The sequence below is a fragment of the Bradyrhizobium sp. CCBAU 051011 genome (assembly GCF_009930815.1).
Classification (GTDB): domain Bacteria; phylum Pseudomonadota; class Alphaproteobacteria; order Rhizobiales; family Xanthobacteraceae; genus Bradyrhizobium.
This window is the reverse complement of the sequence record NZ_CP022222.1, coordinates 3791892-3814845: the sequence shown is the minus strand read 5'-3', so window position 1 is coordinate 3814845 and position 22954 is coordinate 3791892. Positions and strand designations below refer to the sequence as shown.

Below are 22954 nucleotides of genomic sequence, written 5' to 3'. Positions count from 1 at the left end.
GACACTCGGCTATCGGCCGGACTTGGCTGGCTGCTCTCGCCGCTGAACCTATGTTTGCTGGACAAGCGAATGCAACGCCTTAACCGCGGCTTCCCGAGTCTCCACGGGGACAAACAGGCTGACCGAATTTGGCGACATCGCGTACTTGTCGGAGACAATCCCGTGATGTGCGAGAACCTGCAACGCGGTGAACGGCAATTCCGGCAAAATGGCACCGAAGCAGGTGAGAGTCACCGCGCTTGAAGCCTCGCGCTGCTTGCGCAGATCCTGGCTCTGCTCCAGCGTGCGCAACAGCGCATCAAGCCACTCTGAATCGCAGGCCACGGTTATGCTGGTTTTTCCAGCGGTGAAGCCGGAGTCGAGGAGTTGCGGCCAGGACAGACTGTTCTGCTTGAGATGCTGCGCGAACTTCTCGAAACCATGATTGAGATCTTTGGAATCGATTTCCACATGCTCAATGCGCGCGATCGAATTGACGGCCAGAGCTTTTCCATTTTCCATGCCTGCAACCTCTTTCATCACTTGCGTACTGTGTTCAACGCCACCCCACCGCTTGAGAACCAGAGGTACATCCTGACTTTGCGCCAGCTCTACGCTGCGAAAATGCAGGACCTTTGCACCCCAGAAGCACATCTCCGACAGGGATGCGAAGTCCACTTGCCGCAGGGGTTTTGCGTCCGGCACGATGCGCGGATCGGCCGAACAAATTCCGTCGACCTCCTTGATGATTTCACAGCGTTCGGCCTTCAATGCTGCGGCCATCGCAACGGCCGTGGTATCGCTGCCGCCCCGGCCCAGCGTGGTGATCTCCCGGGTCGCCGGGTTCACGCCCTGAAATCCTGCCAACACCACAACGCGCCCACGATCAAGTTCCTCGCGCACGCGAATGGGCCGTACATCCAGAATGCGCGCGGAGGAATGGGAGTCGTCGGTCATCACGCCGGCCTGGCTGCCGGTGAAGCTGATCGCGGGCACGCCGAGATCGGCAAGTGCCATGCTCATCAGTGACATGCTGATGCGCTCACCGGTCGTTAGCAGCATGTCGAGTTCACGGCGATTGGGAGCAGGGCTGACCTGATAAGCCATCTGGATCAATTGGTCGGTGGTCTTGCCCATGGCCGAGACGATCGCCACGACACGATGACCACGGCCATGCAGATCAGCGAGACTGCGCGCAACCGCGCGAATTTTCGCCGGTGTTTCAAGGCAGACACCGCCATATTTTTGCACGATGATGGGATGGTTTCGCATCTAGCCTCCTTGAGAAGCTTCGCTCGCGTCGTCCATCGAACCGACACCGCCTATCCACGTGCCGACGACTTCAAAGTTCGGATTGAAGGCGACAAGGTCGGCGCGGTATCCGGGCGCGATCCGTCCAAGCTCGGACTCAAGGCCCAGGAATGCCGCTGAAGTCCGCGAGGCCATGATGAGGGCATCTGCAAGGGAGATTCCGAGCAGCGCAACAGCGTTGCGCACCGCCTCGATCATGGTGAGGTGCGCGCCCGCGAGTGTGCCATCGGGACCGGTCAGGCGATTTTCGTGCAACGTGATCTGCCTTCCCTGCAGCACGAATTGCCGGTCGTTCGTACCTACCAATGGCATGGCATCGGTGACCAGCATCAAGCGGTCGCGCCCCTTGCAGCGGAAGGCCACACACAAAGCGGCGCGATCAACGTGGATGCCATCGCAGATGATCCCTGCAAACAGCCGGTCATCATCAAGTGCGGCGCCGACCAAGCCCGGCTGCCGGGCGTTTAGCTGCGACATGGCATTGAACAGATGGGTCACCCCCGAGACACCGCGATCGACCGCCGGCCCGATTTGGGTCGCGGTGGCGTCGCTATGGCCGGCGGCGATACGCAACCCGGCGCCGATCAATTCATCGATCATGGACGCGGGCACGCATTCCGGGGCCAGGGTCACCATGGAGCGGCCGCATCCCCCAAAACGCTTGATCGCGGCCAGATCGCGCTGATCGGGCACGCGTATCTCGGCCTCCGGATGAATGCCCTTGCGAGACCGGTTGAGGGCCGGTCCTTCCAGATGAAAGCCGAGAACACCGGGAATCTTCAGACTGGCCTCGGCGACCGCAGCCAATCGCTCGATGACCTCGCTGCGATCGGTGATGAGGGTCGGCAAGCAGCCCGTGGTCCCCGCCTTGCGGTGCGCCTCAACGATGCGTCGAACGCCAGCCTCCGTGGGCTGGTCGTTGAGAAGAACGCCTCCGCCTCCGTTCACCTGGATGTCGATGAATCCGGGTGCGAGGATCGCGTCCGCGGGAAGCTGGATTGAGGCCCGCGCCGCCGCCTCGCCGAAAGTGATGCTTTCAATCCGCCCCTGTGAGATCCTGACCGCCCCCGGCCCGCGCATGTCGGCACCATCAAAGATGCGCTGCGCGGCAACCGTGAGGGAGGAAGAACCCAAATGGCCCATCAGCATTGATCCGAGAAGGATAAGTCACGGACTCGTGAGACGAGTCCTGCACAAGACTTCATATGTACACCAAGGAGCTCGGGAGGACCCGGAGGGAAACCTTCGCGTTAACTTTCCATGGGAACAAAAGGTACCACGTATCTCGGCATTGATGGCGGCGGAACTCGCTGCCGCGCCCGGATCGAAGACGAAAACGGCGGGGTACTCGGAACAGCGAGCTCGGGGCCTGCCACGACGCGGATTGGCTTCGAGAAGGCCTGGCGGTCGATCATGGAGGCCACCGAAGCGGCCGCCGCACAGGCCGGACTGACGCACGAGGATTTCGCGCGAATGCACGCCGGAATTGGCCTTGCCGGTCTTGGTCGCCGGGGCGCGGAAGCGGCGCTCAACAAGATCGCGCATCCCTTTGCGTCCGTCATCTTCACCAGCGACGGCCTCGCGGCCTGTCTCGGCGCCCATAGCGGCGCGGACGGGGCCATCGTGGTAGCCGGCACAGGTTCGGTCGGCGTCGGCCTGATCGACGGTCGCGAAATCCGTATCGCCGGCTACGGTTTTCCTGTGTCGGACGAAGGCAGCGGTGCCGATATCGGCCTCCACGTCGTTCGACTGGCGCTGCGGGCCGCGGATCGCCGCGGCGAACTGACCCCATTGCTTTCAGAGGTGCTGGGCGCATTCGATCATGATCCTTATCAGGCGGTGGCTTGGTCTGAAGAAGCCAGGGCCGCAGACTACGCTGCGTTTGCGCCGATCGTGATGCGACACGCCAATCAGGGCGATCCGGTCGGCCGTCGCATCGTCGAACGTGCGGCCGATGCCATTGGCGATCTGCTCGATCTGTTCCTGGCGAGGGGAATTGACCGACTCTCGCTGGTGGGCGGGCTGGCCGATGCCATGACGCCCTGGCTGACGCCTGACCTGCGCGCTCGCCTGAGGCGTCCCGATGCCGACGCGGCGGCCGGCGCGCTTCTGCTGGCGCGAGGACGGCTTGACCTGCCCAAGAGGGAAACGGAGACAGAGACGGACAGAGAATCTGACCATGAACAGGCTTCGAAGTTCCGCGTTTGATGGCACATGGATCAACTATATGGCCACCGAAGAAGTCGATCCCCGCTTTGCCGATCTTGATGCATGGTCGCTGACGTCAGCGATGGAAGCGATGTGGGAGGGCCAGCTTGCGGCAGTCGCGGCGATTGGTCACGCCCTTCCCGCGATCACTGCGGCGACCGAAGCGGCCAAGGCGGCGCTGGGCGATCGCGGTCGCATCGTGTATGTCGGCGCCGGCACCTCGAGCCGCGTGGCGGTCCAGGATGGCGCCGAGCTGATGCCGACCTTCGCCTGGCCCAGGGAGCGCGTCCGTTTCATCGTCGCCGGCGGCGACAGCGCGTTCGTTACCAGCATCGAGGGCGCGGAGGATGATGTCGATGATGCAGTCGCGCAGATCAATGCCGCGCGGCTCACACCGCACGACGTGGTGATCGCCGTTGCTGCCAGCGGGACAACGCCATTCACAGTCGCGGCGCTGCAGCAGGCAGGCTCTTTCGGTGCAGTGACGATCGGTATCGCCAACAATCCCGGCACCGCGCTGCTGGAATCGGCAAAGTTTCCGATCCTGATCGAGACCGGCCGCGAGCTGATCGCCGGCTCCACCCGGATGAAGGCAGGCACAGCCCAGAAAGTTGTGCTCAACCTGATTTCGTCGGGGATCATGCTGCGCCTTGGCCGGGTGTATCGCGGCATGATGGTCAACATGCAGCCGACCAATGCCAAGCTGAAGCGGCGCGCCGAGGCCATGGTGGCGCAAATCGCCCGCTGCGATCCGTCGCACGCGGCACGCTCGCTTGAGCAGGCCGAGGGAGACATCAAGACGGCAAGCCTTCTGGCGTTGGGTGTCGACAGGGTTGATGCCGAGACCATTCTGAAAAACTGTGACGGCAACCTTCGGCGCGTGTTTGCCGAGCTCACCAAGGATCATGACCGGCATCCCAAGGCAGCGGCGGCACGCAAGCAAGGCGGAGCGGTTGAGCCGTGACGTCATCCGCAATGGCGAGCGAAATCGGGGAAAGCGCGGATGTTGTCGCCAACATTGTTCGCAACCGCCCCGCCACGCGCGACATCGCGCAGCGAATTGGGATTGGCTCTGCCCCCCTGTGCGTCGTGTGCGGCCGCGGAAGCTCCGGGCATGCCGGGGTTTTCTTAAGATACCTCGTCGAGACGCGGCTTCGCCTTCCCGTCTCAGCCAGCGCTCCTTCGGTGATCACGGCATTTCGCACGCCCTTGATGCTGCGCCATGCGCTGTTCATCGTGATCTCGCAATCCGGGCGCAGCCCCGATCTCGTCGCGGCGACCAGGTCGGCGCGCGCCGCGGGCGCCCGCACCATCGCTATCGTCAATGCGACGTCGTCGCCGGTAGCTGACGAAGCCGAGTTCGTCGTTCCGATCGAAGCCGGCCAAGAGCACTCCGTGGCGGCGACCAAGACCGTGATCGGCTCGATGGCCGCTGGCGCCGAACTTGTTGCCGAGCTGGCGGAAGATCGGGCGCTGCGGTCAGCCCTCGACAGGCTGCCCGAGCGCCTGCACAGCGCGCTGGCGCTCGACTGGTCCGAGATTGCCGATGATCTCGCCAAGGCGTCAGCCGTGTTTGTGGCGGCGCGGGGTCTTGGTCTCGGCTCGGCGCGGGAGATCGCGCTCAAACTTTCGGAAATCCTGCGCCTGCCTTCCATTGGTCTGAGCGCCGCGGAGCTGCAGCATGGGCCGCGCGCCGCGTTGTCATCGCGCACGCCGGTTGTCATGATGCGCCTCAGGGATGAAACGGCGGCTACTGTTGACGCGCTGGCAGAAGAATTGCGCGCGCAGGAGATCGCGCTGCATCTATGCGGCGGGCCGCATGGCTCGCTGCCCTGGCTGGCCGAGGATGACCCCGCCACCGACCCGATCACCATGCTCGTTCCGGCCTATCGGATGATCGAACAGACAGCGCGCGCCTGCGGATTCGACCCGGATCGTCCCCCTCGCCTGAGCAAGATTACCGAGACGTTTTGACGGCGGACTGAACGAAAGCGGGGGCACCAGACATGGCGCCCGTGCGGTCAACGCAATTCGACCGTCAAGCGGCGACCGGCTTTCGCCCGCGTTCAAAAACGAAATCGCGGTACCCGTCTTGTTGCCTGCGACCAGCAGGAACAGGCCGGCCACCAAGGCGATCCGCAGCCAGGTCGGCAATCTCATCGGGTTCATGCGGCGTGCTCGGGCAGTGCATCAGGCGGCGGACGATCCGATCAGCCGCCCTTGGCGAGGCTCGTTCGACATCAAGCCGACCGGTGCCAGCGAAGCTCCCCTTCGATCATCCGGCACCACTGGCGAGTAGCGGCCTTGACCTGAATCAAGGCATCGACCGACCGGAGTTCCGCTACAGCGCCGGACAGCGCGCGTATTTGATTTCCATGCCGGACATCCCCGGAAACAGGCGCATGACGGTGTTGGCGTCCACTTCCCTGAGATTGAACTGTACGCTTTGCAGCATGATGTCGGAGGCGCAGGCCGCGAGGAGATTGATGGTCGCCCCTTCATCCTTCTTTGCCTTGATGCGGCAGCGCGCGAATTTTCCGGTGATCTGGTCGCCCTCCACGATGAAGCCGCCGCCATACACGTCGGACATGTCGGTGAAAGTCACTTGTGTGCCCTTGCGCATGAACACCTTGGAACAGTTGTCCGGATCGCTTGCCCAGGCTCCATTGAGATCGAAAGCGCCGGCAGAACCGCAAAGTCCGATCGAGACGCCAAGCAGGAGCGCCGCAGATACGGCATTGGTGTGGAAGCAATTCATCTCATCTTTCCCCTCAGTGACCGCTCAGCACCAGCGTCTTGACCGGCAGCAGCAGCGCCTGGATGCGCAGCAGAAGCGCATGCACCAGGCCGGTCGCATCGACGGCATGCAGGGCGAAGCCTTTCAGCGCGCCGGTCTTCGGGTCGGCGATCACGTCGTGATTGCTGGTATAGGCATTGACGATGCAGCTAGAGCCCGGCGTGACCCCTTCAAGACCGCCCTTGTACAGCGGCTCCAGGAAGGCGAGGATCGTACCCGGCTGCCGCAGACTCTGCGGATCGATCAGTTGTTCGCCGGAGCGGAACTGGCCCGCGGCGATATAGTCCTGCACGCTGGTAACAACGAGCGGAATAATCACCCAGGGTTTCGAGATGCAGGTTGCTTCCGCGACCATGCCCGGTTTCATGACCTGGGCCTCGATCTGGCCGAACCCGGCCTGCAGCACGCTCCGCCCTGCGCCTTCCGGAATCAACACTCCGGCCGGCCGCATCAACTGATTGACGACGTCGCCGGTGCGCACGAGGAATTGCTCCACGCGACCATCGACGCCTGCTCGAACGTAGGTCTTGTCGAGGTCGACCTGCGCCTGCGCCATCGCGGCCTCGGCGCTCGCTTTCTCGGCGGGCAGCAGCGTTGAGACGCGCAACACCGCCGACTCCTTGACGGCATTCGCAGCATCGACGCCGGACTGCCGCTGATCGACCAGCACCTGCAGCTTCTCGATGTCGCGTTGCGGCACGATGCCGGGATTGCGGCGCTGCAACTCGCTCTTGACCTCCAGTTCGTCCTTGGCCTGCTGGTGGTTGGCTTTCGCTTCGCCGATCTGAGCTTCCGCCTTGACGACATCGGAGCGCGCGCTCATCAACGCCGCATCGACCTCGGCAATCTTCCGCTTGGCCGTCTCGAGGGCCGCCTGCTGTTTCGAACTATCAAGCCTGAAGAGGACGTCGCCCTTCTTCACCGCCTCGCTGAAGCCGACATTCACCTCGGCAACGCGGCCCGAGCCTTCGGGAAGGATCGGCACCGTGCGGAAGTAGATCGCCGCCGATGTCGTCGAGGGATGGTAGTAGAAGATCATCGTGATCAACCCGATGGTCAGCATCAGGCAGCCGGTGATGCCCCAGCGCAGTTCATACCAGACCGAAAAGAACGTGATCTCCTTGCCGAACCGTTTGCCCTGGGCATAGCGGCGATAGAGATAGTCGGGCAGGATCGTCACAAGCGAGCAGATCATCAGCTCAAGCATGGGTGTGCACCTCCTGCTTGGCGGCGGCTTCCTTTGTGGCGCCACGACCGTCGGCCTGCGCCGGGACATTTTCGAACTTTTCTTCGTCAAGCGGCGGGCCAGGCGCCGCATCGGCAATACGCTCGACCGATCCCGCGATGCTGCGCAGCGGCGTGCCGAAATCCGGCAGATCGATCATCGCGAGCAACAGGCCCGCAATCCAGAAGATATGCATGTGGGTAAAGAGCGAGATCAAGCCGAGAACGGCGACGATCTCGAACTGCAGCTTATGCGTCCGGTGCGCCATGCGCTCCGGCAGGCTATGCAATTTCCAGTACAGGGTGCCGACCCATAGGATGACGGCCACAAGGAAAATCCCCATCACCACCATCAGGGTGTCCGATCCGTCCGGACCAGGGACAAAGAACGGCAGATGGTGTGGCGCTGCCGGATGCATCTGTTCGCTCAAAGCTCGTACTCCCCTGTCAGGTCGCCCGAAGACTGCGCATTGCGCAGAGTGGGAGCTATGGTCTCCCAATGCTTGATCTGAATCAAGAAGTGCTCCGCGGCGCCAGCCGTAACGTTGAGCGCCCAATGCTGTGAACGGTCATTCAGGAGCGACGTACATGGCCAAGATCGACGACCTGATCCCCAGCGCGAAGGAAATCCAGAAGCAGGCGGCGCTGAAGGAGGTGCAAAAGGCCGACGAGATGGTCAAGCGGCTGGCTGCGGCAGAAGCCGAGAAGTATGCCCTGATCGAGAAGCTGAGCCGACCGTCGGGTCTGTCCGAGGATGAGAAGGTCAAGCTCGCCTCGACCGTGATCCACCGTGCAGTGCGCAACGGCTTGACGGAGGTGCAGCTCTACCGTTTCCCGAATACGCTGTGCAGCGATCGCGGCCGAGCCATCAACCAGATGGAAGAAGGCTGGGAAAAGACGCTGAACGGAATCCCCAAGGAGATCTTCCAGCTCTGGAGCGATTATCTGCAGCCGCGCGGCTATCGCATCCGCTATCAGATCGTCGATTTTTCCGGTGACGTGCCCGGCGACATCAGCATCACCATAAGCTGGGACGGCTAGCGGGACCGATCGCCATTGAACCGGGAATCATTGCGCATATCCAAGGACAATGGACCGGAACACAGGATTCCTTTCACCAGGCGCCCACCAATACCTGCATTGCCGGCGATGCAGCTAGTTCTGCACTGATCGGCGAACCGGAGAGAGCAGAAGATCGAAGAATGAACTAGGCAGCAGCGGCGGCAGCCCGCTGGATAGGCTCGATCAGCGACGTCGCGGTAAACGGCTTTGTCAGGTAAGCGATGCACCCGGAGGCGAAGGCGGCCATGCGCGTGGCGTCGCTGTCATTGCCGGTGATATAGATGACCGGCACGTTCACGCCCGCTTCCGCCAACTGATGGCGCAGCTCGATGCCCGATCCGTCGCTCAGGTTGACATCGAGCACGAGGCAGAAGGCCTGTTCGAAATTGTCATGATCCTTCAGGGCATCTGCTGTTTCAAACGGCACAGTTTCAAAACCATGCACCCCGAGCAGCCGGCGCAGGCCCTTCAGCATGGAGGGGTCATCATCAACGATAAAAACGGCTTTGCGCTGCAACAAGCTGCTCGGCTTTCAGTTGTTACGGGAACGCTCGGCATAGCCTCTAGGCTGCCCGGCTAAACTTTTGGAATGGACGAAGGTTCCCGCCTATTCAACCACCGGGGTTCTCGGGTTTTATCGGTGACTAGGATACTACCTGTCAAAGAACTTCACACTGTCCTTCCGGACAGGTTCCGTACGTATCAGCTGAGCACGCCGAGCCGCTCGGCCAGCGTCACCAGTTCAGCCAAAGATCGCGCCTTCATCTTCTCCATCACCTGATGGCGATGCGCCTTGATGGTGCGCTCCGTCGTGCCGAGCTCATGAGCGATTTGCTTGTTCAGCTTGCCGCGCACGACGAGGCCGAACACCTGCCGCTCGCGCGGCGTCAGTTCCGTCGCCAGCGCTCGCACCTCTCCCAGCCTGGACCGTTCATCGCGCACGGTGGCATGACGCGCCATCGCTCGCTCAATGGCGCCGAGCAGCTGCTCTGATTCCACCGGCTTGGTGAGGAAGTCTTCCGCGCCGGCCTTGATGGTCCGCACCGTCGTCGGCGTGTCGGCATGCCCGGTCAGGAATACGATCGGCAACGTCAAGCCGAGTTCGTTCAGGCGTCCCTGCAATTCAGGGCCGCTCAGGCCGGGTATCTGCACGTCGAGCAGGATACAGCCGGGCTCGTTGTCATCCGGCAGGCAGTCGAGCAGTTGCTGCGCCGACGGATAGGTCGCGACCTGATAGCCGGCGAGTTTCAGACGTCGCTCGATCGCGGTCCGGAACGAAGCATCGTCATCGACGACGTGAACGTGCCCCTGCAACCTCAACTCCTATGCCGCCAATGGAAGCGTGAAATGAAACGTCGCACCACCGCCGCTCTGATTCTCGGCCCAGATATTTCCCTTGTGGGCCAGGATGATGCTGCGCGCGATGGAAAGCCCGATCCCCATGCCCTGGTCCTTGGTAGTGAAGAACGGGTCGAACACCTGACCGATCTTGTCGGAAGGGATGCCGGGGCCGGAATCGGAAATCGAAATCTCTATCGTGGACCCGCCGTTCAATTCCGTGCGGCCTATCACGGTGCGGCCGTAGGGCATTGCGCTCATGGCATCCATGCTGTTGACGACCAGGTTCAGCACGACCTGCTGCAACTGAACCGGATCGCCCTTGATGCGCAACGCGCCCGGTGCAGTCTGCAGGTACAAGGCAACATTGCGCACCGAGGCCTGCACCGACAGGAACTTGAACGTCTCGCTCATGATCTCGTTGAGATCGATCTCTCGAGTCTCGAATGGCGTCCGCTTCAGGAAAGCGCGCAGCCGGCGGATCACCTCGCCGGCGCGCTGATCATCGCGTTTGATGTCGGCGAGGATTTCCCTGACTTCTCCGAGATCGGGATTATCCGACTTCAGGATCAATTCGGCGGTCTCGGCGTTGGTCAGGATCGAGCCCAATGGCTGATTGAGCTCGTGCGCGATCGAGGAGGACAATTCGCCAGCCGTCGCATTCCGATTGACGTGAGCGAGTTCGGACATCCGATTGCGCGATTCCACCTCGGCATCGCGCCGCAAGTGCCGCTCATGCAGCAGGAACGTGATCAGCCCCGCCTGGAGCAACAGCGCCGCCACGACGGCCAAGCTCTGCCAGCGATATCTCTCCAGGAACGTCTGCTCGCGGAAGCGAATTTCGCCGCTTTCGGGCAGGCTGGATTCGCTGACATTCCAGCGCTGCATTTGCTGCCAGTTGAAGAGCGGCTTCACGCCGCCGCTTACCGGAGAGATCTCTCCGGCGCGTTCGCCGTTGAGAATGCGCAGCGCGATTTTCGCGGCCTCCGCGCCGATCTCCGTCGCGATCAGGACATATCCTCCGATTCCCCCCACGGCCAAAAGCGGTTCGGCGCCGACGATGATGGGGCGGTTGGCCTTTTCGGCAATCATCCCGAACGCAGTCGCCGCGGGATAGAATGTGCCCTCGCCGTCCGAGAACACGCCTGTATAGATGATGGCGCTCCGCTCCGGCAATTCGGAAACCCGTTTGCGGATGTCGGACATCTTCTGCCCAACGATATCGATCACGTTCAAGCCGGATGTTGCGGCGGGAATTTCCTCAGACCAGTGACTGAAAAGAGCCTGCCGCTCCCAGGCATCCCCCACCAGAGCAACGGTGTCGAGGTCGGGCACCACCGCCCGCGCGGCTTTGATGGTCCCCGCCAGAGAATTCTTGAGAATGACTCCCGTTACTCCCGCTTGCCCCTCGAGCTTCGCAAGATCACTCTCGTCCAGCATGGCGAATACGACGGGAGTGTCCGGCCACAATTCTGCGCGCCAGCGCAACGTATGCTCGAGCATTCCCCTGCCCATTGCCACGATGACATCGATCGGTCGATCCCGGTATTTTTCCTTGAGATGCCGCTTCAGGCTTTCCGTATAGGCGGCTCCGCCGAAGCGGGGCAGATCGAGGTTCTCGCCGTAGATCGTCACGCGCACACCGGCGCGGGCATCGAGCACCCCGCGCATTCCCGACCAAAGCTGATAATGGAACGGTCCGCGCAAATCCGATTGATCGAGCACGAGGACGGAATGCGGCCGCGCCTGCTGTGCCGAGACACAAATCGGTGCCAGCAAAGCGATCAGCCCTACAATCCACCCGATGATCCAGACCATGGCGCCCCTGAATCTAGCACGGGCAAAACTAGCATCCGGCGGCGGTCGCGAACACCCGGTATGCAATCGTAGAGTATCGCATCCGTGGCAGCCATATTGACGCATCCGACCTGTCCTCAGGGACAATGGACCGCCGGCCGCTGATCGCGAGAATGGCCTCCCATTGTGAAACAATTTTCGCAGAATGTGGCAGCAGCGTCGCATTCTACAGTTAGAAAAAAATCGAGGCCACCACTTGCGTGATCGGCTCGTTCGATCGAGGAGATGGTCCATGCTTGCCCGCGTCAGTACCAGCTTTGCTGAATTCCCTGGCATTTTTGGAGAGTACGACCCCAAAAGCGGGGCGCCGATCAGAATCAATTTGAACGAATTCAGCTACAAGAAGGGTGCCGAAATCTTCGGCGAGAAGGAGCCGGCCGACTATGTTTACCAGGTCGCGGCCGGCGCCGTACGGAGCTACAAACTGCTCTCAGATGGTCGCCGTCAGATCGGCGCCTTCCACCTCGTCGGCGATATTTTCGGGCTCGAGATCGGGACGGAGCATCGCTTTACCGCCGAAGCAATCATCGACACCACCGTTCGCCTGCTGAAACGGCGCAGCCTCGAGCTGGTGGCCGAGAGCAATGCGAAGGTGGCCCGCAATCTGCTCAGCATGACGACGAGCAATCTCCGGCACGCCGAAGATCACATGCTGCTACTGGGACGCAAAACGTCGCTGGAGCGCGTCGCGGCATTCTTGATCGAGATGGACCGCCGATCAACGGCGGCAGGCATTCTCGCGCTGCCGATGTGCCGGCGCGACATCGCCGACTATCTCGGGCTGACGCTGGAGACGATATCGCGCGCCCTGTCGCGGCTGCACGATCTCGGCGTTCTCAGCTTCATCGGCAAAAGCCAGCGACAAATCGTTCTGCGCGACCGGGACAAGCTCGCTAGCTACGATTTACAACACTGAAGAACATCCCCAGAGCGGCAATCGCGCCGAGATGCTCGATCCTCTTGAGCAGAACCTCGAACAGCACCGCGGTGGACTATCCGAACATCAGGACAAAGTTCGGCTAACTCGCTGGGACCACGACCCACAGGTTGTGCATCTCGCGTTCACATCCTGAAAGCGCCGCAACCCGCAAACTACGGTTCGGCAAGCCAAGCGGAAACGGAAGGAAGAAGTGGGGCACCTCCGGCGCAACTCGCACGAAGTGAGAGCGAAGAAACGGCCCCCCAAGGTGACTAGCGCCGTCGCGACGTATCCTACCCGCATCCGCAGGATTTGCCCCTCCCGCCTTGACGTCCTCGCGCAACTCCGGAAACCTACCCCTTCTGGGGACTGATTTTCAGCCAGCTGCTTTCGGCCCGGCCAAAATCGGCCCGCCCTTCTGGAAGGGAACGGCCACGGGAATTGGTACGTCTATTGCTTCCCGGCGATAAGCGTGCGAGGGGGTAAGGACCTAAATATGATCCGCGTGTTTCTTGATCGACTCTATCTTCTCTCCGGCTATCTCGCCGGCCTCTTCCTCATTGCAATTTTTGTGCTGATGCTGCTGCTGTCGGGCGGCCGGCCGCTCGGTATCAATATTCCGGCGGGCGATGATTTCATCTCATGGTGCATGGCGGCAACCGCCTTCCTTGGGCTCGCGCACACGTTCAAGCACGGCGAGATGATCCGCGTCGGCCTGCTGATCGACCGTCTCAGCGACAATGTCCGCCATTATGTCGAGATCGCAGCGCTTCTGATCGGCGTCGGCTTCATCGGCTTTTTCGCGTGGCATGCCGCGATCATGACCTGGCAATCGCTTAAATTTTCCGACATTTCGCAAGGCGTCATTGCGGTGCCGCTGTGGATTCCGCAACTCGGCTACAGCGGCGGCCTGGTGATTCTCTTTATCGCGTTTGTGGACGAGCTGGTCCATGTCCTGCGCGGCTTTGCGCCGCGCTACGAATTGCCGAAACCGCGGAGCGCTGAGGAAATCGTCGAGCGCGCCATGCAGAGCGGGGTCTGACATGGAGCTGCTCTCCATCGCCGCCATCCTGCTCGGATTTCTTGCGCTGCTGCTCGGTGCCGGCGTCTGGATCGGCGTCGCCTTGATGGCGACGGGATGGGCCGGCATGCAATTCGCCGGCGGCGCCATTCCGGCCGGCAGCGTGCTTGCGACAACGGTGTGGGGCAACAGTGCGTCGTGGTCACTCGCCGCGTTGCCGCTCTTCATCTGGATGGGCGAGATTCTATTCCGAACGCGCCTGTCGGAGGAAATGTTTCGCGGATTTGCGCCGTGGCTGAACTGGCTGCCGGGCCGACTCATGCATGTCAATGTACTCGCCTGCGGCGTGTTCGGTTCGGTGTCGGGATCGTCAGCCGCGACCTGCGCCACGGTGGCCAAGATCGCCCTGCCGGAATTGAAGAAGCGCGGCTATGACGAAAACCTGAGCCTCGGCTCTCTGGCCGGTGCGGGAACGCTCGGCATTCTGATCCCGCCGTCGATCACCATGGTGGTCTACGCCGTGCAGGCGAACGTCTCCATCATCCAGGTTTTCCTCGCCGGATTTCTGCCGGGCCTGTTGGTGATGGCGCTCTATTCCGGCTACATCGCAGTGTGGTCGCTCGCCAATCCGAACCGCACGCCGCCGGCCGATCCGCCCATGAGCCTTCGCAGGCGCATCTCAGAATCGCTCAATCTTATTCCTTGTCTGCTGCTGATCGTCTTCGTTTTTCTGTCGTTGCTGATGGGCTGGGCGACGGCGACGGAATGCGCAGCCTGGGGAGTATTGGGGGCACTCGCGATCGCATGGTGGCAAGGCGCGCTGACCTGGCAATCGTTCTGGGCGAGCGTCATGGGCGCGACGCGGGTCAACTGTATGATCCTGCTGATCCTGGCGGGCGCCTCCTACATGGGCACGTCGATGGCCTATACCGGCATCCCCTTGGCGCTCGCGAACTGGGTGAACAGCCTCCAGCTCAGCCCCTATGCGCTGATCGCGGCGCTCACCGTCATGTACATCGTGCTCGGCGCGGCGCTCGATGGCATCTCCATGATCGTGCTGACCACCGCCATCGTCATTCCGATGGTGAAGCAGGCCGGGTTCGATCTGATCTGGTTCGGCATTTTCCTGGTGCTGGTGGTTGAAATGGCGGAAGTCTCTCCGCCCGTCGGCTTCAACCTGTTCGTCCTGCAGACCATGAGCGGCAAGGATTCCAACACGGTCGCCAAGGCCGCCCTGCCGTTCTTCTTTTTACTCGTTCTGGCGGTTGCCATCATCACGGTTTTTCCTGATATCGTGATGCTGCTGCCGCGGATAGCGTTCCCTGGCTAGAGAGGTATTTGTCATGTTCAAACTTATAAAGACCTGCGCAATGGCCGCCTGCGTCGCGGCGCTTGCCGCTCCCGCAATGGCGCAGACAAAATGGAATCTCCCCGCGGCCTATCCGGCGGACAATCCGCATTCGGTGAACCTGATCGCATTTGCCAAGGACGTTGCCGATGCCACCGGCAACAAGCTGCAGATCACCGTGCATCCCGCGGCATCGCTGTTCAAGGCGCCGGAAATCAAGCGCGCGGTCGCGACCGGCCAGGCGCAGGCGGGCGAGGTTCTGATCTCGCTGCACGAAAACGAAGATCCGATGTTCGGCATCGACGTCATCCCCTTCCTGTCGACGAGCTACCCGGCAGCCAAGAAGCTGTGGCTCGCGTCGAAACCCGCGATCGAAAAGAAGCTCGCCTCGCAAGGCTTGATGCTTCTGTTCGCGGTGCCGTGGGGACCGCAAGGCATTTACGCCAAGAAGGATCTCAACACGGTTGAGGATATGAAAGGCCTGAAGTGGCGCGCCTATAACGTCGGCACCTCGCGCATCGCCGAGCTTGTCGGCGCCCAGCCGGTCACCATCCAGGCCGCAGAACTGCCGCAGGCGCTGGCCACCGGCGTCGTGAACGCGTTCATGACCTCGGGCTCGACCGGCTACGACAGCAAGTCCTGGGAAACCATGACCCACTTCTACGATACGCAGGCCTGGATTCCGAAGAACGTCACCTTCGTGAACAAGGCGGCGTTCGACGCACTCGACAAGCCGACCCAGGACGCGATCCTGAAGGCGGCGGCGGTCGCCGAAGAGCGCGGCTGGAAGCTCGCGGAAGAAAAGGCAAAATGGTATCTCGAACAGCTTCAGGCCAACAAGATGAAGGTGCTGCCGCCGCCTCCGGCACTGAAGTCCGGCCTGGAGAAGATCGGCGAGCAGTTGACGGCCGATTGGCTCAAGAAGGCCGGCGCCGATGGCGAGGCCGTGATCGCCACGTATAAGAAGTAAAGCCCTTTTTTATTGTGCGCTTGTAGCGTCCGGCGTCGATCGCCGGACGCTATTCTTTTTGCGGCGACGTTGGCGAGCGAGATTAAACTTCGGCCTCCACTCATCGACTCGAGTCACCCGGATGGAGGTGGAGAACACCCATCGTTGCCTCTCTAGCCCGGCGCGCGATTTCGCCGTTGCTCGGGCGATCGGCCGCCTGAAGCAACAGGCCTGTCATCAGGTCACCCCAGAGCAGCCCCAGAAATTGTTCGGTCATCGTGTCGGGATCGCCATCGCAAAGCCCCGCTGACCTGGCCTTGGCCATGATCTCGCAGAGTGAATCGCGCGTAGGCCCGCGCGCGATCGATTCCAGCACTTCCGCGACCCTCGGGGCATGCACGGTTTCCGATATCGCCAGCCGGAACACGGCGACGACAACCGGATCGGTCGTTTCCGTCAGAAGCTTCGTTCCAAATCCGATAAGAACGTTGGCCAGCGTTTCCCTGTCGCGTAGTTCGGGCAGATCGGCCGGCGCTTTCAACCGTTGGGCGCGTTCGGTGATGCAAGCGACCAGCATCGCTTCCTTGTTGCCGAACAGCGAATAGAGCTCGCGTTTCGAGACGCGCGCGCGCGTCGCGATCTCCAGCGTGCTGGTCTGCGCGTAGCCGCCTTCCATGAACGCCGAAAAAGCCGCGCCGAGAATCCTCTTCCGGACGGCGGCGCCGTCGGCTTCCTCCTCGCGCGGCTTCACCCTTGGACTCATCGGTATCAATTCCTGCTTGACTTGGTACCAGATGGTACCTTATATCGAATCTTATGGTACCATACAGTACCAGAGGCGACCGATGCGGTAAAGGCGCCGTGAATCGCTGCGGAGGCCTAGTCGGAGGAAACATCATGAACAGACGCCAGCTATTGGCCATGGCATTGGCGCCGCTCGCATTCCGGATCGCGCCTGACGCGATCTCGGCAAATGCATTCGCAGCAACTTCGGAGCCAGACCGAAAAATGAGCAACACGACGCAACGGATCATCGAATGCAACGGCATCCGCCTCAACATCGCTGAACAGGGCGAAGGACCGCTGGTGCTGCTGGTGCACGGTTTTCCCGAATCCTGGTTCTCCTGGCGGCATCAGATCGACGCGCTGGCCGCCGCCGGCTTCCGTGTCGTCGCGCCCGACTTGCGCGGTTACGGCAAGAGCGACGCGCCGCAGGCGATCGATCAGTACACGATCCTGCACCTCGTCGGCGACATGGTCGGCATTCTCGATGCCCTGGGCGCGGCGACGGCCGTCATCGTCGGTCACGACTGGGGTGCCAGCATCGCCTGGCAGGCGGCCCTGATGCGGCCCGACCGCTTCTGGGCAGTCGCCGCGCTCAGCGTCCCGTTCCGCCCGCGCGGCAAGGCGCCGCCGACCAGCCTCATGCCGCGCACGGAGACTGCGCAATTCTATCAGCTCTATTTCATGGAGCCGGGTCCTGCCGAGGCGGAGCTGGGACGCGATCCGCGCGCGACTATTCGCAACATGCTGTTCGGCGCGTCCGGCGATGGCGTAGCTGCAGCTCGCGCAGCCGTCGCCGCCGGCGGACCTGCACTGAGCCTCGGCATGGTGCCGAAGGGCGGCGGATTTCTGCAAGGACCCGGCGCGCCCAAAACCCTGCCATCCTGGCTCGGCGAAAGCGACATCGACTTTTACGGCGAGGAGTTCAAGCGAACCGGCTTCCGGGGCGCGCTCAACTACTACCGCAACATCGATCGCAACTGGGAAATCACCGGCGCGATTGCCGGCCTGCAGGTGTCCGTCCCGGCGCTCTACATCGCAGGCGATCGCGACTTCCTGCTTTCCTTTCCCGGAACGGACCAGTTGCTGGCCAACCAGAAGAATTTCGTTCCCGGCCTGCGCAAGATTCAGATGCTCCCCGGCTGTGGCCACTGGACCCAGCAGGAGCGACCGAACGAGGTCAGCGCCGCGCTGGTGGAATTCATTCGAGACCTGCCGAGGCGCTGATGACAACTCTGCCCTCCCAACAACCGTTCCTACCCCGACCGGTGGCCATAGCCGGCAGCCGGAAAGAAAACGACGCGGTGAACGTCAAGAAGGCGATGCTCGACGGCCCGATCCTGCCGACGCTCCTGAAACTCGCTTTGCCGACCCTCGTGGTCATGATCGTGCAAACCTTTGTCGGGATCGCGGAGACCTATTTCGTCAGCTTCCTCGGCACGGAAGCCCTGGCGGGCGTCACGCTGGTGTTTCCCATCTTCATGCTGATGCAGATGATGTCGAACGGCGGCATCGGCGGCGGCGTCGCGTCAGCCATCGCGCGCGCGATCGGCGCCGGCAAGGTGGCCGAAGCCGAAGCACTTGCGCTGAACGCGCTCGTTCTCGCCATTATATTCGGAATGGTCTTTGCCGGTGCGGAATGGCTGTTTGGCGAGGCTGTCTACCGGCTGCTCGGCGGCCAGGCCGGAGCGCTCGACGCGGCGCTCGAATATGGCCACGTCATCTTCTTCGGCGCGGCCCTGGTCTGAATTTGTCAGCCTTCTGGCGGCGGCGCTTCGCGGCGCCGGCAACACGGTCGCGCCGGCTGCCGTCATTCTGCTAGGCGTGTTCGTGCTGCTTCCGCTTTCGCCGGCCTTGATCTTCGGCTGGGGGCCGTTTCCGCGGCTCGGCGTGACGGGGGCCGGCATTGCCGTTATCGTCTACTATCTCGTCGGCGCGCTCGTGCTGATCGCCTACATGCGCTCGGCCCGGACCTCGCTGCGCCTGCCTTTCGATATACGCCTCGTCAAGTGGCGGCTGCTCGGTGATATCCTCGGCGTCGGCGGGTTGTCGGCCGTCGGCACCATCCAGTCCAATCTGACCGTCGTTCTGGTCACCGGCGCCGTCGGGCTGTTCGGCACTGACGCCATCGCAGGCTACGGGATCGCGTCGCGCCTCGATTACATCCAGATTCCGCTGCTGTTCGCGCTGGGCAGCGCGGCGCTCACCATGGTCGGCGTGAACATCGGAGCGGGCCAGATCGGAAGGGCGGAGCGCATCGCATGGATTGCCGCGTTATTTGCAGCCGGTGTCACCGAACTGCTCGGACTTGTCGTGACAATATTTCCACACGCCTGGCTGTCGCTGTTCAGCACCGAGCCCGAGGTTCTTGCCGCCGGCTCGACCTATTTCCGCATCGTCGCACCATTTTACGGTGTAGCCGGTCTCGGGATGCTGCTCTATTTCGCAGGCCAAGGGGCGGGCCGCGTGATGTGACCGGTGATCGGAGGGACCGTCCGGCTGCTCGTCGCGGCGGGGCTGGGCTGGATCGTCGTTGCCGGACTTGGCGGAGGTTTACGTGAGCTCTTCATCGTGGTCGCCGCAGGCTCGCTGATTTCCGGCGGCATCGTCGCATCTGCACTTTGGCTCCGCGGCTGGGGGCCGGCCGGTCAGACCTCGAAATAATCCCCGACACGGATCATCCTGACGCAGCCGGCTGCTTTCGCCGCTACTGCCCGGACAAAACTTCAGCCGCGCCGCCGATGCCACGCCGGAAGGCTTCATCGAATGTGACGCCGCGGACCTGCCAGCGGTGCGTCCGGCCGGCCCAATCGATCTGCCACTGCGTGGCCCAGCCGAGCTGCCGATCATCCCAGACCAGTCGCCCGGTCAGGTTGGCCTCCGCGTCCTGCTCGGCTGCAACAGGCGCAAGCGCCGACAACGGCGTCGTCCCGAGTGTCTCGCCAGTGATGTTCGATTTCGTCAATGCCGCCGCGCCGGGCAACACGATCAGCATGCCGCGCTTGTCTGCCGCGGCGAGCAACACGTCGCGCTGCAGGTCGGACTGGGTTCCATCTATGGTCACGATGTAGTTCCTTGGGCCCTGCTCCATCGCGACAAAGACCGCGAGCACCGGACGGCGTGACAGCCAGGGCTTGAGGCCGAGCTTCTTGAGAAGCTCGTCGATCTTGCTTTCCTCAAAATCGACCGTCAGGTCGTAGGGCCGATCGCGGGTGCCCTGCTCGTCGCGGATCGGCTTGCCCAAAAACTGGTCGCGATAGCTGAATGTCGTGACGAAATCCTTTGCTTTCGACTTGTAGGCCGCCAACCGCCGGTCGCCGGCGAGCTTCTGCGCGCCGGATACCTTGATGAGGACGTCTTCCAGACATGTCGCAAAGCCGGCGATGCGGTTTGCTTCGCCCTGCCCCGTCGCAGTGACCTTCGTGCGATAAAGCTCGGCGCCCACGGCGGCCATGCTGCCGGCGCACCAGATCAAGGCGGCTGCAAGAGATGTCCTGACTATCTCGCGGTTCCGTTCGGGAATGTTGTTCTTTTCGGTCATGTGTTTGTTCTTGGGCATTCGTTCTGCGGAAACGCCAACTTCCAAACAGCATGGCTTGCCAGCAAAATCAGGGACTTATTGCGTCGTCTTTGCGCTCCGCCATCTTCAATCGCCGCCTTCTATCACTGCAAACCTCGTCGCGGCGCAACATGCAAAATGAGACTACCGGTCAAGTTGTGGCAGGTGAAGCTGCGCGCGTCGCCCTCGTCATCAGCTAGTTTTCGCCCGGCGGTCCCGCTCGCCATGCATTCCGGCTGCACGATCAAGCAATCGGTCATCCACGGCATGGCGAGTTTGGAACGACCTGACGATAGAAAAACCGGCGATACAAGGGAGGGGTTCGATGTTTAAAAGCTGTGCGGGACTGGTCGCGCTGAGCAGCCTGTTGCTTTCCGGCGCCGCCATAGCCCAAGAGAAAATCAAGGTCGGCGTTACCGCGACACTCGAAGGTACCTATACCGTGCTCGGCGAGGACGGCATACGCGGACATCAGACGGCGATCAACACGCTCGGCAAGAAGGTCGGCGACAAGGAAATCGAATTCATCATCGCCTCGACGGATGCCACGCCCGATTCCGCGGTTCGTGCCGTACGCAAGCTGATCGAACAGGACAAGGTCCAGATCCTGCTTTCACCCCTGTCCGGCGACGAAGGCATCGCGGTCAAGAACTTTGCCAAGACGCGTCCGGAGCTAACCTTCATCAACGCCGCTTCCGGCGCACAGGAGACGACTTATGTCGACCCGGCGCCGAACTTCTACCGCTACAACATGGACGGCGCCCAATGGCAGGTCGGCCTCGGCAAATACGCCTATGAAACCAAAGGCTATAAAAAAATAGCGACGGTCGGCGACGACTATTCGTTCATCTACACCCAGGTGTTCGGACTTGTGCTGGAGTTCTGCGGCGCCGGCGGACAGGTCACGAACCGGCAATGGGTGCCGCTCGGAACGAAGGATTTCGCCTCCGTCATTGCTGCTCTTCCCGACGATGTCGATGCGATCTATCTCGGCCTCGGCGGCGCCGACGCCGTCAATTTCCTGAACCAATACCAGCAGGCCGGCGGCAAGGCTCGTCTGATGGGCGGCTCGATCATGGTCGACCAGACCATTCTTTCGGCCAAGGGCAACGCCAAGAATGCGCTGATCGGCACCATTGCCGCGAGCGGCCAGGCCGATACCTGGGAAGATCCGGGTTGGCAGAAGTTCGTGAAGGCCTATCAGGACGCGTTCCCACCGAACAAGCGGTTCCCAAGCCCGTCACTGCTTGCCACCAACTACTACAACTCGACGGCGGCGCTGATCCTCGCGCTGCGTCAGGTCAACGGCGATCTCAGCAACAACCAGGCGAAATACAGAGAAGCGCTGGCCAAGATCGAGCTCGACGCGCCCAACGGCAAGATCAAGCTCGACTCCAACCGCCAGGCCATCGGCACCAATTTCGTCACCGAAGTGGTGGATGACGGCAAGGGCGCCTTGTTCAGCAAGGTCGTGAAGGTGATCCCGAACGTCAACCAGACGCTCGGCTACGACCCCGCGGTGTTCTCCAAGATCGGGTTGCCGAGCCGAACGGTTCCGGAGTGCAAGAAGTACTGAGTTCTTCGCATTTGCGAACGGGCCCCGGTCAGGCGCCGGGGTCCACTCGGGCCCGAACCTGGACATGATCTTCCCTTGCATTCTCGCGGCGGATGTTGAACGCTGGTTGAAAAGACAAGAACATCCCGCGGGAGGGAAGGCATGAGCAAGGCTCTCGCCGTCTTCCACGGCCGGTTCGGTCGCGCGACGGTCTATCAGTTGAACCGCCCCTTCAACATGCACGCGCATCGTGAAGGGCACCTGATCTTTCATGTCGGTGGAACGCCGGCGCGCATTGATGTGTGCGATGAGCGATGGCTTCTCGCAGAAGATTCCATTGTTGCCATCAACCCCTGGGAACCACACAATTTTGTCCCGACCGATGTGGAGAACGGCGCGATCTTCTTCGTGCTCTACGTCAACGCCGAATGGTTCGCGCCCGACGCGGCGCGGGCTCACGGCCTGCGGTTCGGCCACACCTGCTTCAAGCGCACGGTCGCCCTCGACAGGCATATCAGGCGAACCGCGGCGCTGGTCTGCGGCGCACCGTCGCTGAGCAGTCTGGATTGCGAACTCAGGCAGTTGATCGACGGTTGCTATGACGAGAGCTGGCAGAGTTCCGAGCCGGTGCAGGAGACGCGCACCGCCAGCGCCATCACCGACTTTCGCGTCCGCAAATCCATCAAGCTGATGTCCGAAAGCCCGGGCGCGGAGATCGAGCTGGATTCGATCGCGCGGGCGTCCGGGCTGTCGCGCCCGCACTTCTACCGGCTGTTCCGCACCCAGACCGGCGTCACCCCGAACCTCTATCTCAATACACTGATCATGGAACAGGCGCTGGACGCGCTCGTCGCGACCGAGGTGCCGATCGCCGATATCGGTTTCGATCTCGGCTTCTCCTCCCAAAGCGGTTTCACCCGTTTCTTCGCCGCCAATGTCGGAATGGCGCCGACGGAATACCGCCGCGCCGCCAAAGTGTTGCGCCCCTGAGCGCAGAGCGCGCGAAAAGATACTGACAATCAAGTGCAAGGTCCGCGGCCCCAT

At 62.0% G+C, this 22954-nt stretch carries 25 protein-coding genes; 15 read left to right on the top strand and 10 right to left on the bottom strand.

Annotated elements, in window-relative coordinates:
* Positions 1 to 48: 48 nt before the first annotated feature.
* Together ACH79_RS18025 and nagA are read right to left on the bottom strand one after the other, a co-directional pair.
* A complete protein-coding gene (locus tag ACH79_RS18025) occupies positions 49 to 1251 on the bottom strand; it encodes an aspartate kinase (RefSeq protein WP_161852194.1) in 1203 nt (400 codons plus the stop codon).
* On the bottom strand, positions 1252 to 2433 hold the full coding sequence (gene nagA, locus ACH79_RS18020) for an N-acetylglucosamine-6-phosphate deacetylase (protein WP_161852193.1): 1182 nt from the start codon (positions 2431 to 2433) through the stop codon (positions 1252 to 1254).
* A gap of 117 nt (positions 2434 to 2550) precedes the next feature.
* Between nagA and ACH79_RS18015 the strand changes: the two genes are divergently transcribed.
* The 4 genes from ACH79_RS18015 to ACH79_RS18000 all read left to right on the top strand — a co-directional run bounded on the left by ACH79_RS18015 (position 2551) and on the right by ACH79_RS18000 (position 5797).
* Complete coding sequence (locus ACH79_RS18015) at positions 2551 to 3498, top strand: BadF/BadG/BcrA/BcrD ATPase family protein (protein ID WP_161852192.1); 948 nt, start codon at positions 2551 to 2553, stop codon at positions 3496 to 3498.
* 19 nt (positions 3499 to 3517) lie between these two features.
* A complete protein-coding gene (locus tag ACH79_RS18010) occupies positions 3518 to 4462 on the top strand; it encodes an N-acetylmuramic acid 6-phosphate etherase (RefSeq protein WP_161852191.1) in 945 nt (314 codons plus the stop codon).
* 11 nt (positions 4463 to 4473) lie between these two features.
* Entirely contained in the window at positions 4474 to 5472 is a 999-nt protein-coding gene (locus tag ACH79_RS18005; RefSeq protein WP_161856424.1) for an SIS domain-containing protein, read from the top strand.
* A 118-nt stretch (positions 5473 to 5590) separates the two neighbouring features.
* A complete protein-coding gene (locus ACH79_RS18000) occupies positions 5591 to 5797 on the top strand; it encodes a hypothetical protein (protein ID WP_161852190.1) in 207 nt (68 codons plus the stop codon).
* Between the two features lie 42 nt (positions 5798 to 5839).
* Here the strand turns inward: ACH79_RS18000 and ACH79_RS17995 are convergent, their stop codons facing one another.
* From ACH79_RS17995 to ACH79_RS17985, 3 genes are read right to left on the bottom strand one after another with little or no spacing between them, the layout of a single operon-like run.
* Complete coding sequence (locus ACH79_RS17995) at positions 5840 to 6256, bottom strand: hypothetical protein (RefSeq protein WP_161852189.1); 417 nt, start codon at positions 6254 to 6256, stop codon at positions 5840 to 5842.
* Positions 6257 to 6269: 13 nt separating this feature from the next.
* A complete protein-coding gene (locus ACH79_RS17990; RefSeq protein WP_161852188.1) occupies positions 6270 to 7502 on the bottom strand; it encodes an HlyD family secretion protein in 1233 nt (410 codons plus the stop codon).
* Positions 7495 to 7950: a hypothetical protein gene (locus ACH79_RS17985; protein WP_161852187.1), complete on the bottom strand. Its 456-nt coding sequence runs from the start codon at positions 7948 to 7950 to the stop codon at positions 7495 to 7497. Before ACH79_RS17985 ends, ACH79_RS17990 begins: the two co-directional genes overlap by 8 nt.
* A 157-nt stretch (positions 7951 to 8107) precedes the next feature.
* Between ACH79_RS17985 and ACH79_RS17980 the strand changes: the two genes are divergently transcribed.
* Positions 8108 to 8560 carry a hypothetical protein gene (locus tag ACH79_RS17980; RefSeq protein ID WP_161852186.1) on the top strand — a complete coding sequence of 151 codons (453 nt, stop codon included), beginning with the start codon at positions 8108 to 8110 and terminating at the stop codon, positions 8558 to 8560.
* A gap of 166 nt (positions 8561 to 8726) precedes the next feature.
* Here the strand turns inward: ACH79_RS17980 and ACH79_RS17975 are convergent, their stop codons facing one another.
* From ACH79_RS17975 to ACH79_RS17965, 3 genes are all read right to left on the bottom strand, one after another.
* Positions 8727 to 9098, bottom strand: coding sequence for a response regulator transcription factor (locus ACH79_RS17975; RefSeq protein WP_371419422.1), 372 nt, complete (start codon positions 9096 to 9098; stop codon positions 8727 to 8729).
* A 185-nt stretch (positions 9099 to 9283) separates the two neighbouring features.
* Positions 9284 to 9895, bottom strand: a complete 612-nt coding sequence (locus tag ACH79_RS17970; RefSeq protein WP_161852184.1) for a response regulator transcription factor — start codon at positions 9893 to 9895, stop codon at positions 9284 to 9286.
* A gap of 9 nt (positions 9896 to 9904) precedes the next feature.
* Entirely contained in the window at positions 9905 to 12010 is a 2106-nt protein-coding gene (locus ACH79_RS17965) for an ABC transporter substrate binding protein (RefSeq protein WP_161852183.1), read from the bottom strand.
* Here ACH79_RS17965 and ACH79_RS17960 point away from each other — a divergent pair.
* From ACH79_RS17960 to ACH79_RS17945, 4 genes are all read left to right on the top strand, one after another.
* A complete protein-coding gene (locus ACH79_RS17960; RefSeq protein WP_161852182.1) occupies positions 12009 to 12692 on the top strand; it encodes a helix-turn-helix domain-containing protein in 684 nt (227 codons plus the stop codon). The genes ACH79_RS17965 and ACH79_RS17960 overlap by 2 nt on opposite strands.
* A gap of 499 nt (positions 12693 to 13191) precedes the next feature.
* The gene (locus tag ACH79_RS17955) at positions 13192 to 13737 is read left to right on the top strand and encodes a TRAP transporter small permease (RefSeq protein WP_161852181.1); all 546 of its coding nucleotides are present in this window, start codon (positions 13192 to 13194) and stop codon (positions 13735 to 13737) included.
* Position 13738: 1 nt separating this feature from the next.
* Positions 13739 to 15046 carry a TRAP transporter large permease gene (locus ACH79_RS17950; protein WP_161852180.1) on the top strand — a complete coding sequence of 436 codons (1308 nt, stop codon included), beginning with the start codon at positions 13739 to 13741 and terminating at the stop codon, positions 15044 to 15046.
* Positions 15047 to 15059: 13 nt separating this feature from the next.
* Complete coding sequence (locus ACH79_RS17945; RefSeq protein ID WP_246738585.1) at positions 15060 to 16034, top strand: TRAP transporter substrate-binding protein; 975 nt, start codon at positions 15060 to 15062, stop codon at positions 16032 to 16034.
* A gap of 100 nt (positions 16035 to 16134) precedes the next feature.
* Here ACH79_RS17945 and ACH79_RS17940 read toward each other — a convergent pair whose 3' ends face one another.
* Positions 16135 to 16776, bottom strand: a complete 642-nt coding sequence (locus tag ACH79_RS17940) for a TetR/AcrR family transcriptional regulator (RefSeq protein WP_161852179.1) — start codon at positions 16774 to 16776, stop codon at positions 16135 to 16137.
* 245 nt (positions 16777 to 17021) lie between these two features.
* Between ACH79_RS17940 and ACH79_RS17935 the strand changes: the two genes are divergently transcribed.
* The 4 genes from ACH79_RS17935 (at position 17022) to ACH79_RS43000 (ending at position 19460) form a co-directional block, all read left to right on the top strand.
* Positions 17022 to 18023, top strand: a complete 1002-nt coding sequence (locus ACH79_RS17935; protein ID WP_161856422.1) for an alpha/beta fold hydrolase — start codon at positions 17022 to 17024, stop codon at positions 18021 to 18023.
* 77 nt (positions 18024 to 18100) lie between these two features.
* Positions 18101 to 18544 carry an MATE family efflux transporter gene (locus ACH79_RS44000; RefSeq protein WP_246738584.1) on the top strand — a complete coding sequence of 148 codons (444 nt, stop codon included), beginning with the start codon at positions 18101 to 18103 and terminating at the stop codon, positions 18542 to 18544.
* Positions 18507 to 19271: an MATE family efflux transporter gene (locus tag ACH79_RS17930; protein WP_246738583.1), complete on the top strand. Its 765-nt coding sequence runs from the start codon at positions 18507 to 18509 to the stop codon at positions 19269 to 19271. Before ACH79_RS44000 ends, ACH79_RS17930 begins: the two co-directional genes overlap by 38 nt.
* Before the next feature lie 3 nt (positions 19272 to 19274).
* On the top strand, positions 19275 to 19460 hold the full coding sequence (locus ACH79_RS43000) for a hypothetical protein (protein WP_202639262.1): 186 nt from the start codon (positions 19275 to 19277) through the stop codon (positions 19458 to 19460).
* Positions 19461 to 19503: 43 nt separating this feature from the next.
* Here ACH79_RS43000 and ACH79_RS17925 read toward each other — a convergent pair whose 3' ends face one another.
* On the bottom strand, positions 19504 to 20355 hold the full coding sequence (locus ACH79_RS17925; protein ID WP_246738582.1) for a DUF2066 domain-containing protein: 852 nt from the start codon (positions 20353 to 20355) through the stop codon (positions 19504 to 19506).
* Positions 20356 to 20680: 325 nt separating this feature from the next.
* Between ACH79_RS17925 and ACH79_RS17920 the strand changes: the two genes are divergently transcribed.
* Both ACH79_RS17920 and ACH79_RS17915 read left to right on the top strand, forming a co-directional pair.
* Positions 20681 to 21931 carry an ABC transporter substrate-binding protein gene (locus ACH79_RS17920; protein WP_161852177.1) on the top strand — a complete coding sequence of 417 codons (1251 nt, stop codon included), beginning with the start codon at positions 20681 to 20683 and terminating at the stop codon, positions 21929 to 21931.
* Between the two features lie 141 nt (positions 21932 to 22072).
* Positions 22073 to 22900, top strand: a complete 828-nt coding sequence (locus ACH79_RS17915) for an AraC family transcriptional regulator (protein ID WP_161852176.1) — start codon at positions 22073 to 22075, stop codon at positions 22898 to 22900.
* Positions 22901 to 22954: the final 54 nt, after the last annotated feature.